This window comes from Lipingzhangella halophila (genome assembly GCF_014203805.1).
GTDB classification, from domain to species: domain Bacteria; phylum Actinomycetota; class Actinomycetes; order Streptosporangiales; family Streptosporangiaceae; genus Lipingzhangella; species Lipingzhangella halophila.
This window is the reverse complement of record NZ_JACHJT010000001.1, coordinates 5,340,323-5,352,320: the sequence shown is the minus strand read 5'-3', so window position 1 is coordinate 5,352,320 and position 11,998 is coordinate 5,340,323. Positions and strand designations below refer to the sequence as shown.

Here is an 11,998-nt window from a genome sequence, read left to right as displayed (position 1 = left end):
CCTGCGCGTTCGCAAACCGAATAGGTACGTTGAGTCACGGATTCGTGGTACCCTTGTGGTAGCGGAAGGGGTACTTGTCACATGACTTTCAAGGTCGGCGACACCGTTGTCTACCCCCATCATGGGGCTGCTCGTATTGAAGCGATCGAGACTCGCACTATTAAGGGCGAAGATAGAACCTATCTCGTTCTCAAGGTCGACAAGGGTGATCTAACGGTACGCGTGCCCGCCGAGAACGCCCAAGAGGTCGGGGTTCGCGACGTGGTAGGTCAGGACGGCCTGGACCGGGTATTTGAGGTGCTGCGCGCACCGCACACGGAAGAGCCCACCAACTGGTCCCGGCGTTACAAGGCGAACCTGGAGAAGCTCGCGTCCGGGGACGTCAACAAGGTAGCCGAGGTCGTGCGCGACCTCTGGCGGCGCGACAAGGAGCGCGGTCTTTCCGCGGGAGAGAAGCGAATGCTCGCGAAGGCCCGGCAGATCCTGGTGAGTGAGCTCGCGCTTGCCGAGAAGACGAATGAGGACAAGGCCGAGGCACTTCTCGACGAGGTTCTCACCGACTGACCAAGGCTATCGAAGAAGCGTTGCTTTCATGCCGAGAATTCCGCGGGTGGGCGTCGGAACCGACGTCCACCCTTTTATGTCGGGACGCATTCTGTTTCTCGCCGGCCTGGAATGGCCGGATGAGGAAGGCGTTTCCGGCCATTCTGATGGTGATGTCGCCGCCCATGCGGGGTGTGACGCGCTGTTCTCGGCGGCGGGCCTCGGCGACCTGGGGTCCCAGTTCGGTACCGCCGACCCGCGATGGCGGGGCGCCTCCGGGGTCGCTCTGCTGGCGGAGTCGGCGGCCCGCGTGCGGGCCGCCGGGTTCGAGGTGGGCAACGTCGCGATCCAGATCATCGGCAACCGGCCGAAGTTCGCACCGCGCCGGACCGAGGCCGAGCGGGTGCTCTCCGAGGCCGCGGGAGCCCCAGTGACGGTCTCGGCGACCACCACCGACGGTCTCGGGCTCACCGGCCGGGGCGAGGGCATCGCGGCGGTGGCCACCGCGCTGTGCGCGCCCCACGAGTGAGCCGGCGGGTCCGCGGTGAAACCCCTCCCAGAGCTCACGGGCCGTCCGCGGTAGGGCCGGACGGCCGCACCAGGGCCGCACCGGACCGCGGGCGTTGCTGTCCAACTGCGGCGCGTACGGGCCCGGGCGTCGCTTACTCGCGGGGCTCCTCCGGCGGGGTGGGTTCGCTGCGGACCCGGCCCGACGGCGGGTCGGCCGAGAAGCCCTGCATGGGCGACCGGCGCGGCCGGAGAGCCACCGGGCGCTTCCCCAACCGGTTGGCGGTGTCGGTCCCGGCCCCGGGCTCGGACGCCGGATCCGGCGCCCACTCCCCGCGGGGGTCGGCTTCGTCGCTGGTCGGATCGCCCGCCGGGAGTTCGTGGATGAAACCGTCCTCGGCGGCACCGAAGAAACGGCCGTCGTCCTCGTTGTCCGCAGTGCCTTCCTGCCCCGCGAGGGAGCCGGCCGCGGCCGGTGGATCGACGGGCTCGGGAGCCTCGGCGGCCTCCCTGATCGGGCTCCTGGCCGGCTGCGGCGTGCGCTTGGGCAGGTCACCCTGGAAGGGCGGGTCGGGCTCCGCCTCTGCCTGCTCCGGCGCCGCCCCGACGGGATCCTGTTCGCCGGGGGGCAGCAGCGCGCGGCGGAGAAGCTGCCCGAGTGTGGGCGAATCAGAGTCCGCGCTGGGCTGCGACTCGTTGGAGGCGGCGGAGTCGGCGGGCGCTGGAGCGGGGGAGGCGGCCGGGTCCGTCTCGGATGCCGGAACGTTGTCCGTGGTCTCCGAGGCACGGGTGGTCGGGCCGGAGTCGGTGGCGCTCTCCGGAGCCGCGGATCCGGTGGTCTCAGCCTCGGCCTCGGTACCGGGTTCGGGAGCGGCCTCGGTCTCGGGTGCGGACCGCGAGAAGGGGATTATGCTCTCTGCCGGGGCCGTGCTCTCGGGTGCCGCCGCGGAGGTCCGGGCCTCGGGCGCCTCGGTGCGGTTGTTCGCCTCGCTGCGCGTCTCGGCGTCCTCGCCTTCCAGCACGCGCACCCCTGACTCCGGGGCGGAACGGCGCTTCTCGGCGCGCGGCCACAGCAGCGCCGGCCCCGAGGAGGCGGGGCCGCGCTCCGGAGACGCGGTCGGCTCCGTGGTCTGGGTGGGCGTACCTTCCGGGGGTGTTGCCGAGTCTGCGGGCCTCGGCGCCGGTTCCGCGGGCAGAGGCGCGGTGTCGGCGGTCTCCGGGCGGTCGGCGGCACGAGGCCGGCGCGGTGCACCGGCACGTTCACCGCGGAGGTGGGAGACCATCCACAGCCAGATGCGGAACGCGATCAGCAACGCGACCCATGGGGCCACGGCGGTCACCACGACCGCCCACTTCGGGATGAGCGTGTACCCGAGCGGTTCGAGCGCGCTGGCGAACGCCGCCAACAGGATCAGTGCGAGGATGATCGCGTCGACGCCCAGTCGCCGGACTCGCGGGGCGTCGCGGAGCAGGAAGCTGATCCAGAACGCCATCAGCAGCAGCAGGGTGAAGCCACCCGGGTACATGTGCGCGTAGCGCGGGTCGACGTTGCCCTGGCGGGCGATCTGGTAGATGCCGTTGTACGAGAGAAGCACGGCACACGCGGCGATCACCGCGACGCCGAGACCGGTGAAGGCGATCGCGGCGAACCGGGCCCCCTTGCTGGAGGTCCGTGGCGAGGTCCGTGGCTCGTGCGCGGTTGTGGAGGTTTTAGCGGCCATCGTGCGCAGAAGCGTAGCTCAGCGTGTGCCGCGAACACGAGGATCTGTGGAATGTGTCCAGCACCGGGCCGGATCCGGCGTTGCGATCCCGGGGTCCGGTGTCCGTCGATCGCGCTCATAGAGCACGCTGAAACGGCTACCCTTGGCACTGTGAGTCTGCGCTTCTACGACACCAGAGCACGCCAGGTCCGCGATTTCACACCTCTGCGCGAGGGGTGCGTCTCGCTGTACCTGTGTGGTGCCACGGTGCAGGCGCCGCCGCACATTGGGCATATCCGCTCCGGTGTGAACTTCGACATCCTGCGTCGCTGGCTCAGCTACCGCGGCTACCGCGTCACGTTGTGCCGCAACGTGACGGACATCGACGACAAGATCATCAATGCCGCGCACGCCGAGGGCGTCCCGTGGTGGGAGGTCAGCGAGCGGAACCAGCGCGCGTTCACCTGGGCCTACGACATCCTCAACTGCTTGCCCCCCACGGTCGAGCCGCGTGCCACCGGGCACGTGCCCGAGATGATCGAGCTGATGCGGCGGCTCATCGAGAGCGGCCACGCCTACCCCGCCGGGGACGGTTCCGGTGACGTCTACTTCGACGTCACCTCGTTCCCCGACTACGGGGAGCTGTCCAACCAGCGGCTCGACCAGATGCGCGGCGCCGGCGACACCGACAGCGACCTGGGCAAGGGCGATCCGCGCGACTTCGCTCTGTGGAAGGGCGCGCGCCCCGGCGAGCCGAGCTGGGACACCCCGTGGGGGCGCGGGCGGCCCGGCTGGCACCTGGAGTGCTCGGCGATGGCCACGAAGTACCTTGGGCCGACGTTCGACATCCATGGCGGCGGGGTCGACCTCGTTTTCCCGCACCACGAGAACGAGTCGGCGCAGTCGCGCGCGGCGGGAGACGGGTTCGCCCGCTTCTGGATGCACAACGGCCTGCTCTCCATGAGCGGCGAGAAGATGAGCAAGTCGGAGGGCAACTCGCTGCTGATCCCGGAGATCGTCCGCGAGGTCCGCCCGGTCGAGCTGCGCTACTACCTCGCGCAGGCGCACTACCGCTCGGTTATCGACTACTCCGCCGAGGCGCTGCGCGAGGCCGCGGCGGCGTACCAGCGGATCGAGGGGTTCGTGACCCGCGCGGTCGAGGTCGTCGGCGATGTGGCACCCAGCGACGACGTGCCCGAGCCGTTCGCCGCGGCACTCGACGACGACCTGGGTGTCTCGCAGGCGCTGGCGCTCGTGCACGGCCACGTGCGCGACGGCAACTCCGCGCTCGCCGACGGCGCCAAGGAACGCGTCACCGAGATCACCGGCCGGCTGCGCAGCATGCTCGGGGTGCTCGGCCTCGACCCGCTGTCCGAGCGGTGGGCCGAGGCGGGCGACACCGGGCTGCGCGGCGTGGTCGACGCGCTGGTGACCGTGGCCCTGAACCAGCGGCAGGCGGCGCGGGAGCGCAAGGACTACGCCGCGGCCGACGAAATCCGCGATCAGCTTGCCGAGGCCGGGATCACCGTCGAGGACACCCCGCACGGCCCTCGCTGGGAGCTCCGGAACAGCTGACGGCCCACCAAGGGCGGGACCGCGTCCGCGGCGCTTCCGGCATGCCCGCACGTACAGCAAATTTGGGGAGGACGGCTCTCATGCCGGCGAAGAAGAGCAAGAAGGGGCCCACGAAGGGCACCGGCGGCAAGGGGAAGCGCGCGCTCGAAGGCAAGAAGACCACGCTTCCCAAGGAGAAGCGGCACTGGTACGGCAAGAAGCAGTCCACTGCCGCGAGCCGACCGCAGCAGGGCGCGCGTGCGGCCGCCCCCCGCCCCGATACCGGTACCGGTCCGCCCGGCACCCCGGGCCGCGAGGGCGGTGGCTCGGAGCTGCTGGTCGGTCGCAACCCGGTGCTCGAGGTGCTGCGTGCCGGGGTCCCGGCGCGCAGGCTGTTCCTGGCGAACAGCCTTGAGACGGATCCGCGGATCGCCGAGGCGGCCCGCCTCGCCGGCGAGGCCGGGGTGGAGATCCACGAGATCTCCAAGGCCCAGTTGGACCGCCGGTGCGAGGGCAGCGGGCAGCCGGGTGCCGCGCACCAGGGAATCGCGCTGAAGGTGCCGCCCTACGACTACTGGGACTCCGACCGGTTGCTGGAGACGGCCCAGGCGGCCGACACTCCGCCGTTGGTCGTGGCGCTCGACAGCGTCACCGACCCGCACAACCTCGGGGCGGTCGCGCGCTCGGCGGCGGCGTTCGGCGCCCACGGCCTGCTCATCCCGGAACGCCGGTCCGCGGGCGTGACCATGGGCGCCTGGAAGACCTCGGCCGGCGCCCTCGCCCGGATGCCGATCGCGCAGGCCACCAACCTGACACGTGCCCTTGAGAGCTATAAGCGCGCCGGCCTGTTCATAGCGGGCCTCGCCGCCGACGGTGAAAGCACAGTCCGCGACCTGGACCTCGCGAGCGGGCCGCTCGTCATCGTCATCGGCTCGGAAGGCAAGGGCCTGTCCCGACTGGTCCGCCAGACCTGCGACACGGTGGCCGGAATCCCGATCAGCGGAACGGAGTCCCTTAACGCCTCGGTGGCGGCTGGTATTACCCTCTACGAGGTAGCCCAACATCGCGCGTCCGCTAGCCGGTAACCGGTACGATGCCACTGGGTGCCGCGGACACCAGCCGGCATAGCTCAATCGGCAGAGCAATCGCCTTGTAAGCGATAGGTTAGGGGTTCAAATCCCCTTGCCGGCTCTTACTGCGCTCGAAATCGCAGGTCATAGGCGGTATAAGAAACGGCCATCCGGGTGTCCCGGGTGGCCGTTGTACATTCGTTGCCCACGAGAGCAATCGCTTCGCTCGTGCTACCGCAGCGGCTGGGGGCGCCCCCGGCCAGCCGTGCCACCCGCGCCGTGTCGAGCCGGCCCGCGGGAGACGGGGAGGTACGCGCACACCGTTTCCCGATCGCTTCGCGGGATCAGCGGCCTCCGGCGCAAGGGGCTGTCGCGGCCCGGTTCCTCGTGCCTCCTTGCTCGCCGCCAGGATCGGCGGCGCAGGTGAGCAGGGACGGTGTCGCGTTTCTGCAAGACCGTGGTACCCCGGCCGGGCCAGGATGGCAGCGCAGGCGTTGGCCGTCGAACCGGAAGGAGTATTAGGCAATGACCGAGATCTCCATGCAGTACGCGAGACTGGGAGATGACTTCGCGGCGACCATCGCCGCCGTCCGCCCCGACCGCTGGGAGAATCCGTCGCCGTGCGAGGGCTGGACTGCCCGGGACGTGGTACGCCACGTCATCGAGACCCAGGGCATGTTCCTCGGTCTGGTCGGCCGGGAGTTCGGCCCGGTGCCGTCAGTGGACGACGATCCGGCGGCGGCGTGGGAGGCCGCGCGTAAGGTTGTCCAGGCCGATCTGGACGACCCCGACCGTGCCGGCGCGGAGTTCGACGGGCTGTGGGGCCGGACCCGGTTCGACGACGCCGTCAACACGTTCCTCCGCTTCGACCTGATCGTGCATCGGTGGGACCTGGCGCGGGCGACCGGGCTCGATGAGGAGCTGAGCCTGTCGGACGTGCGCTGGGCACGGGAGCGAACCACCGCCTTCGGCGCCAACCTGCGCCGCGACGGCGTGTGCGGGCCGGAGATCACGCCCCCGGACGGCGCCAGCGAGCAGATCCAGCTGCTGGCGTTCCTGGGACGGCGGGCCTGGTAGGCCGGTGTCCCTCCTGGACGACGAGAGGTGCGGTGCGGGGGACGGATTCCGGTTTCGTGCGTCGTCAGGCCAGGTGTGTACCGCGGCGGACAGGCGGCCGTACTCGGTGAGCGTGCGTTCGAGGCGCAGTTCGGCCGCCGTGAGCTCGCGGGGTCGAGCCGTACGGAACGCACCGCCCGGGTCCAGTGCGAGGGAGAAGTCAACAGGGCTGCTGCCGGGGCGATGACCTCCGCTCCGGTTTCGCGCTCGGCCATGCACTCCGCCTTTCGCCCGGCCGGGTGCGAGCGGCGCATTCGGTGGCCAAGAGGGCCAGAGGTCGCGGCGAAGAGGCCGGCCGCTCTTCGGGGGCGCGGCCGAGTACCGATCGGCCGCCGTCGACGGGAAGGACCGCGCCGTTGATGAAACTCGCCTCGTTGGAAAGCAGGTAGGAGGTCGCGGCCGCGACCTCCTCGACATGTCCGCCCCGGCCCAACGGGTGCAGCCGGCCCATCTCGCGCTCCGTCCGCGCCGCGCCCTCGGGCCCTGCTCGCGCAGGAGCGTTGCCTGGCGCTACTCGTCCCGGTCCGCGCCACTGGCGGGGAGAACAACCGACTCGACGGTTCTCGTGACGATCTCCGCCGCATCCGACGCGGGGAGCCGCCCGGCCCGTACCTCTGACGCGGCGCCGTGGAGCAGGTAGTGGATGGCGCTGACCAGCCACGGCAGCGGCAGGTCGACGCGGAAGACGCCCTCGAGCTGGCCGCGGCGGAGGAGCTCTTCCAGGCGGCGCGCGGGGTCCTCGTGCAGTTCCCGCAGCCGAGAGTCGGGCACAACGCCGTCGGCCGCGGCCAGCAGGGACGCGGACTCGGCGACCAGGGTCCAGCTGGAGCCGAGCAGGTTCCTGAGCACCTCGCGCGGATCGCCAGTGAGGTCGACGTCGCGCAGGACCTCCTCACCGGCCCGCAGTGTTTCGGTGAGCGCCGCCTCGACGAGTTCGGTCCGGTCGTGGAAATGGCCGTACAGGGTCATACGTCCCACGCCGGCGGCCCGCGCGATGTCCTCGGTACTCGCGTTCGGGTCGGCGCTGAGGCGCTCGCGTGCCGCCGCCACGATTCGGGCGATGCTGCGTTCGGCATCGGCCCGTCGGCGGGTGCGCGGTGCGGATGTGGACACGAATCCAGATTAACCCGTACGGGAATGTATGCGTTGCTGCGGCGTTGTAACTCGTATTGCCCTGTACGAACTAGCTATGTGGAGAGTTCATGTCCCACGCCGCAGCGCCTCCGATCGAACGCGGACTCCCCGCGCGGTGGCGCATCCTCGGGTTCCTCGGGGTCGCGCAGTTGATGTTGATCCTCGATGTGACCGTCGTAGCAATCGCGTTGCCGCACATCGAGACGGATCTCGGGCTGAGCCGCGAGGCCGTTACCTGGACGGTGAGCGCGTACACTCTGGCCTTCGGTGGTCTGATGCTGCTCGGCGGCCGTATCGCCGACCTCGTCGGTGCCAAGCGCGTGGTCCTCGCGGGCCTGCTGCTCTTCACCGCGGCGTCGCTGGCCGCCGGGCTCGCCGGCTCGGCCGCCATGCTGGTCGGCGCGCGGGTCGCGCAGGGGGTTGGAGCCGCGCTGCTGTCGCCGTCCGCGCTGTCGCTCGTGGTCACCCTGTTCCAGGGCGAGGAACGCAACAAGGCCCTTGGTGTGTGGTCCGCGCTCGGTGGCGGCGGCGCCGCCCTGGGCGTGCTCCTCGGTGGCCTGCTCACCGCCGGCCCAGGCTGGCCGTGGGTCTTCTACGTCAACGTCCCGATCGGCCTCGGCATCATGGTCGCGTTGTCGGCGATGCTGCCGGCGTCATCCACACCGGCCGACCGGCCCCGCCTGGACGTGCTTGGCGCGGTCCTGGTCACCGTCTCGTCCGGCTCGCTGATCTACGGTTTGATCGTCGCAGGTGAGCATGGGTGGCTCAGTGGCGTGGCGGGAGCGTCGGTGCTGCTGGCCGCGGTGGGCTATGTCGTCTTCGTGCTGTGGCAACGGGCCGCGTCGGCCCCGCTCCTCGATATCCGCCTGCTCGCCCGGCGCCCGGTGGCCACCGGCACCTTCCTCATCCTCATCGCGACCGCACTCATGATCGCCGTGTTCTTCCTGGGTACGTTCTATTTCCAGCACGCACTGGGATACGGCGCCCTGCACACGGGGCTGCTGTTCCTGCCGGTCGCTGGCGCCACGATGCTGGGGGCGAACCTCACCGGACGTGTCCTCGGTCCGTGGGGCGCCCGGCGAATGGCGGCACTCGGCCTCATCGTCGCCGCGGTGGGAATGGCCGTACCAGCGGTCAGCCTGCAGCCTGTCACCACGGTTGTGGGCATCGCCGTCGCTGGGGCGGGCACCGGCGCCCTGTTCGTCGTCGCCTCCGCCACAGCGCTGGGACAGGTCGCGCCGCACGAGTCCGGCGTCGCCTCGGGCATCGTCAGCACGTTCCACGAGTTCGGCGCCTCGTTCGGCGCGGCGGCGATCTCCAGCATCGCCGCGGCCAGCCTTGTCGGCACCACGCTCGTGGGATTCACGCACGGCTTCACGACGGCGGCGGTCGTCGCGGTGATCGCCGCGGTCATCGCGGTTCTGCTCACCCCCGGACGCGTGAAGGCCGACTAGGCGAGCGAGCCCCGCCCTGTTCGGGCGGGGTCGCGCCCGCCGCTAGTCGGGCTCGGGCGTTGGTTCCTCGTCGAGGCGGAGTTGGGCGCGGTGCTCCTTCCAGCGGTCGAGAAGGGGCATGCGCTGCAGGCTGATCGCCGAGCAGACGCCGTCGTCGTAGAGCCGGTACTGGTCACTGCGCGAGCCCGGCTGGCGCACCTTGTCGAGGAACCCGAGCTGGACGGGGTGGCGGACCGCGCCGGAGACGGCGGCCTGGCTCACCTGGATTCCGGTTGCGGGGTCGGCCGCGGTGTAGCTGGTCGGAGTCGTCGATGAGTGCGTAAAGGGTGTTCTCAGCGGATACTTACAGCTCCCACATAGCGTTCCGAAGGCGGGTTCCACTCAGGCTGTCAGTGACCGTAGTGGCGCGTGTAGAAAGGCTCCGGCTGGAGTGGTGTGTTCGTGTCACGGTGGTGCTTCTCGGGCATGTGCTCGCTCGGGCTCAGCGTTCCCAGAGCTGGAAGCGGACCTTCCCTCCGACAACGGTCGGTGTGCTCTCCTCGGAGCCGAAATGGGTGACCTCAACCCGGAGCCGCCGGTCCGTTGCGACGTAGCCGGAGGCGGGGATGGTGACGAAGGTGTCGCCGTTGCTTCCGGTGAACTCCACCGGGTACCCGCGTTCGACGACAACCCAGTCGTCGTCCTGCTTGGCGACCTCGACAACGCGGGCCTGGCACTCGGTGCCCGGCGGGACGTCGGACAGGCGAAGGCTGACGTCGCCAGTGTAGTCGGCTGGCCCTCGGAGCAGGGACGGCCAGTCACCGTCGCCGTGGTGGTCTGCGGCGCCACTGGAGTTGTTGCTGTCGAAGTAAACCTGCTGCCACTGGTGGGGAGCCAGCTCTTCGCGGCGGGAGCCGTCGGTCTTGTCAACGGAGACGTAGGTGGGCACGTCGTTCTCCTTGATGTTTCCGGGAGGCTGGGCGAAGGTTCCGTCCCGCACGAGCCGGTAGGCGGCGTCGCCGGGGCAGGAGGTGCTGTTGAAGTCGCGGTGGCCGAACACGTCTCCGGCGATGCTGGTCTCAGGTTCCATGAGCCAGGCACGCAGCTCACGCACCGCTTCGATCTGGGCGTCGGTGATGGGGTCGTTGGGGCCGAGTGCCAGAGTGGCCGAGTAGTGGGTGGAGTTCGCCCCGCGCTGGGCGGCCTGGGTCTTGAACAGGCCGCGTCCTTCGATCACGTGCCCGTGGCTGCAGCAGAACCACGAGTACCCGATGTCGGCCCACCCGTTGCCGTTGACGTGGAAGTCGCGGGTGCGATTCCAGTAGGCGACGCAGTCGGCGTGGGCGCGGTTGGCCAGGTTCTGGTCGGCGCTGTCGTAATGGATGACCAACCCGTTCTTGGGGTCGGACGATGACGCGGGAGAATTGGGCTGCCACCCTAGGTCACTACGCCAGACGAGGCGGGAGGGTCGCGGCATGGGAGACTCCTCTGAGCTGGACGGGTTCGTGAGGTAGGGGAAGTCGTAGGGGTCTATGCCGACTGGTCAGGAGGGTCGGTGTCTGACTTCGTCTCTTGCCTGGTGGCCTTAAGAAGAGGATCGCGCATTTTCAGCCGGGTACGCAGGCGTTTGAGGAATTGGACTCCGGCCGGATAGATCACGGCAGCGAGCAGAGCGATGAACTCTCGACGCGGGTCATCCACGATCCACCTCCCGGTCATGGTCTTCGCGGAGGTAGACCGCTGTGGCGGGCAGAACCGAGGCGAGCATCAGGACGAGCAGTCCGGATTGGATGGCGGAAGCCAGCGGCGCTGGATAGGTCGCCACGAGAGCGGTGGCGACGGTGGCATAGCCCCCGACTCCGAGCGCAGCGAGGAGAGTGCCAGGGTGCCGCGGTGTGGACGGTGCACCAAAGCTGGGCGGCAGGCTGGCTCGCTGCGCCCCATTGCCGCGGCCTCGGGCGCGGACGCCGGAGACCAGCCGGCTCGTCCGCGCCGCCGGGGTCCGGGGCCGGGTGCGCCGGGTGCGCCTCTGGCTGTCGTGGGACGCTAGGCGCGAGTGCGCCAGCTGTCGGGGGCGATGACCGGCTCGTGCAGCCTGCCGAGCTTGGCGACCGCGGCCTCGAAACTCTCCAGGTGCCTGCGCATGATCTTCGCGGCCCGCTCGGCGTCGCGCCGGCTGATCGCCTCGGCGAGCGCGCGGTGGGCGTCGCCGGTCCGCTCGATGTCGCTGGCGCTGAGCGCCTCAGTGAAAACGTGCCATTCCAGAACGCGGTGCATCGCCCCGAGAATCACCTGGTACACGCCGTTGTTGGAGCACTCGCCGATCGCGCCGTGGAAGCGGGGTGCCCAGTCGAGTGAGGGGCTCGCCTCGCAGGGCTGGCTGCCGAGCTCCAGGAGCCACTGCTGCTGCTCGGGAGTCGCCGACCGCGCCGCCTCGGCCGCGGCTTCGGGCTCCACGAGCATCCGGAAGGCCAGGAAGTCCGCGAGGGTGGTCCGGTCCGCGGTGAACAGCAACGCCAGCGAGCGGCTGACCTGGCTCAGGTCGGGGTGCCGGACCCGGACACCGCCCCCGGGCCCCCGCTTGATCGAGATGAGGCCGTCGGTCTCCAGCAGGCGCAGGGCTTCGCGGACCGTGCCGCGGCTCATCTGGTAGCTCTCGATGAGTTCCGCCTCCGACGGCAGCGCGTCGCCGGGCTGCATCCCCTCGCCCAGTATCCGTGCCCGCAACGAGAGCACCAGCACGTCCGACGCCTTGGGCACCCGGGGGGACTCGTTGCTGTCGGACATCGCGGTGTCGTGGCGCGACCGTGGCGCATGCGGGTTGGCCATCCTGCGCTCCAGAACACGAGGGTGGTGGTGGGACACCGTGAGCATAACCCGATCCACAAGGCGATCGGGGCCCTCCTGCGCCCCGGGCATGAGCAAGGGCGGCCCCCACTGT

At 70.1% G+C, this 11,998-nt stretch carries 12 protein-coding genes, 1 tRNA gene and 1 pseudogene; 7 read left to right on the top strand and 7 right to left on the bottom strand.

From position 1 onward, the window contains the following. Positions 1-81 precede the first annotated feature (81 nt). Positions 82-564: a CarD family transcriptional regulator gene (locus F4561_RS24255; protein ID WP_123201860.1), complete on the top strand. Its 483-nt coding sequence runs from the start codon at positions 82-84 to the stop codon at positions 562-564. Between the two features lie 28 nt (positions 565-592). Next, positions 593-1,072: a 2-C-methyl-D-erythritol 2,4-cyclodiphosphate synthase gene (gene ispF, locus F4561_RS24250; protein ID WP_184581964.1), complete on the top strand. Its 480-nt coding sequence runs from the start codon at positions 593-595 to the stop codon at positions 1,070-1,072. 133 nt (positions 1,073-1,205) lie between these two features. On the opposite strand, the gene F4561_RS24245 is transcribed toward ispF, so the two are convergent. Continuing rightward, complete coding sequence (locus F4561_RS24245) at positions 1,206-2,771, bottom strand: hypothetical protein (RefSeq protein ID WP_184581962.1); 1,566 nt, start codon at positions 2,769-2,771, stop codon at positions 1,206-1,208. A gap of 150 nt (positions 2,772-2,921) precedes the next feature. Between F4561_RS24245 and cysS the strand changes: the two genes are divergently transcribed. The 4 genes from cysS (at position 2,922) to F4561_RS24225 (ending at position 6,451) form a co-directional block, all read left to right on the top strand. After that, positions 2,922-4,325, top strand: coding sequence for a cysteine--tRNA ligase (gene cysS / locus F4561_RS24240; protein ID WP_184581960.1), 1,404 nt, complete (start codon positions 2,922-2,924; stop codon positions 4,323-4,325). 80 nt (positions 4,326-4,405) lie between these two features. Then, the gene (gene rlmB, locus F4561_RS24235; protein ID WP_184581958.1) at positions 4,406-5,389 is read left to right on the top strand and encodes a 23S rRNA (guanosine(2251)-2'-O)-methyltransferase RlmB; all 984 of its coding nucleotides are present in this window, start codon (positions 4,406-4,408) and stop codon (positions 5,387-5,389) included. Between the two features lie 33 nt (positions 5,390-5,422). Beyond that, positions 5,423-5,495, top strand: a tRNA-Thr gene (locus F4561_RS24230). A gap of 404 nt (positions 5,496-5,899) precedes the next feature. Then, entirely contained in the window at positions 5,900-6,451 is a 552-nt protein-coding gene (locus F4561_RS24225) for a TIGR03086 family metal-binding protein (protein ID WP_184581956.1), read from the top strand. 199 nt (positions 6,452-6,650) lie between these two features. On the opposite strand, the pseudogene F4561_RS33815 reads toward F4561_RS24225, so the two are convergent. Both F4561_RS33815 and F4561_RS33810 read right to left on the bottom strand, forming a co-directional pair. Beyond that, positions 6,651-6,977 (bottom strand): annotated as a pseudogene (locus F4561_RS33815) (SDR family oxidoreductase); the annotation flags it as partial. Positions 6,978-7,000: 23 nt separating this feature from the next. Next, positions 7,001-7,603, bottom strand: coding sequence for a TetR/AcrR family transcriptional regulator (locus tag F4561_RS33810; protein WP_184581952.1), 603 nt, complete (start codon positions 7,601-7,603; stop codon positions 7,001-7,003). 89 nt (positions 7,604-7,692) lie between these two features. On the opposite strand from F4561_RS33810, the gene F4561_RS24210 reads away from it, so the two are divergent. Beyond that, complete coding sequence (locus tag F4561_RS24210; RefSeq protein WP_184581950.1) at positions 7,693-9,078, top strand: MFS transporter; 1,386 nt, start codon at positions 7,693-7,695, stop codon at positions 9,076-9,078. A gap of 42 nt (positions 9,079-9,120) precedes the next feature. Here F4561_RS24210 and F4561_RS24205 read toward each other — a convergent pair whose 3' ends face one another. The 4 genes from F4561_RS24205 to F4561_RS24195 form a co-directional block, all read right to left on the bottom strand. Continuing rightward, positions 9,121-9,339, bottom strand: a complete 219-nt coding sequence (locus tag F4561_RS24205; RefSeq protein WP_184581948.1) for a hypothetical protein — start codon at positions 9,337-9,339, stop codon at positions 9,121-9,123. A gap of 220 nt (positions 9,340-9,559) precedes the next feature. Then, positions 9,560-10,534, bottom strand: coding sequence for a peptidoglycan recognition protein family protein (locus tag F4561_RS24200; protein WP_184581946.1), 975 nt, complete (start codon positions 10,532-10,534; stop codon positions 9,560-9,562). Between the two features lie 216 nt (positions 10,535-10,750). Then, on the bottom strand, positions 10,751-10,882 hold the full coding sequence (locus F4561_RS33395) for a hypothetical protein (protein WP_281384114.1): 132 nt from the start codon (positions 10,880-10,882) through the stop codon (positions 10,751-10,753). A gap of 221 nt (positions 10,883-11,103) precedes the next feature. Next, positions 11,104-11,931, bottom strand: a complete 828-nt coding sequence (locus F4561_RS24195; RefSeq protein ID WP_184581944.1) for a FadR/GntR family transcriptional regulator — start codon at positions 11,929-11,931, stop codon at positions 11,104-11,106. Between the last annotated feature and the right edge of the window lie 67 nt (positions 11,932-11,998).

Bases quoted from the DNA above. Each gene is read 5' to 3' on its own strand.
- ispF (WP_184581964.1), top strand. From the start codon at position 593: ATGCCGAGAATTCCGCGGGTGGGCGTCGGAACCGACGTCCACCCTTTT.
- F4561_RS24245 (WP_184581962.1), bottom strand. From the start codon at position 2,771: ATGGCCGCTAAAACCTCCACAACCGCGCACGAGCCACGGACCTCGCCA.
- F4561_RS24195 (WP_184581944.1), bottom strand. From the start codon at position 11,931: ATGCTCACGGTGTCCCACCACCACCCTCGTGTTCTGGAGCGCAGGATG.
- F4561_RS24200 (WP_184581946.1), bottom strand. From the start codon at position 10,534: ATGCCGCGACCCTCCCGCCTCGTCTGGCGTAGTGACCTAGGGTGGCAG.
- F4561_RS24225 (WP_184581956.1), top strand. From the start codon at position 5,900: ATGACCGAGATCTCCATGCAGTACGCGAGACTGGGAGATGACTTCGCG.
- rlmB (WP_184581958.1), top strand. From the start codon at position 4,406: ATGCCGGCGAAGAAGAGCAAGAAGGGGCCCACGAAGGGCACCGGCGGC.
- F4561_RS24255 (WP_123201860.1), top strand. From the start codon at position 82: ATGACTTTCAAGGTCGGCGACACCGTTGTCTACCCCCATCATGGGGCT.
- F4561_RS24210 (WP_184581950.1), top strand. From the start codon at position 7,693: ATGTCCCACGCCGCAGCGCCTCCGATCGAACGCGGACTCCCCGCGCGG.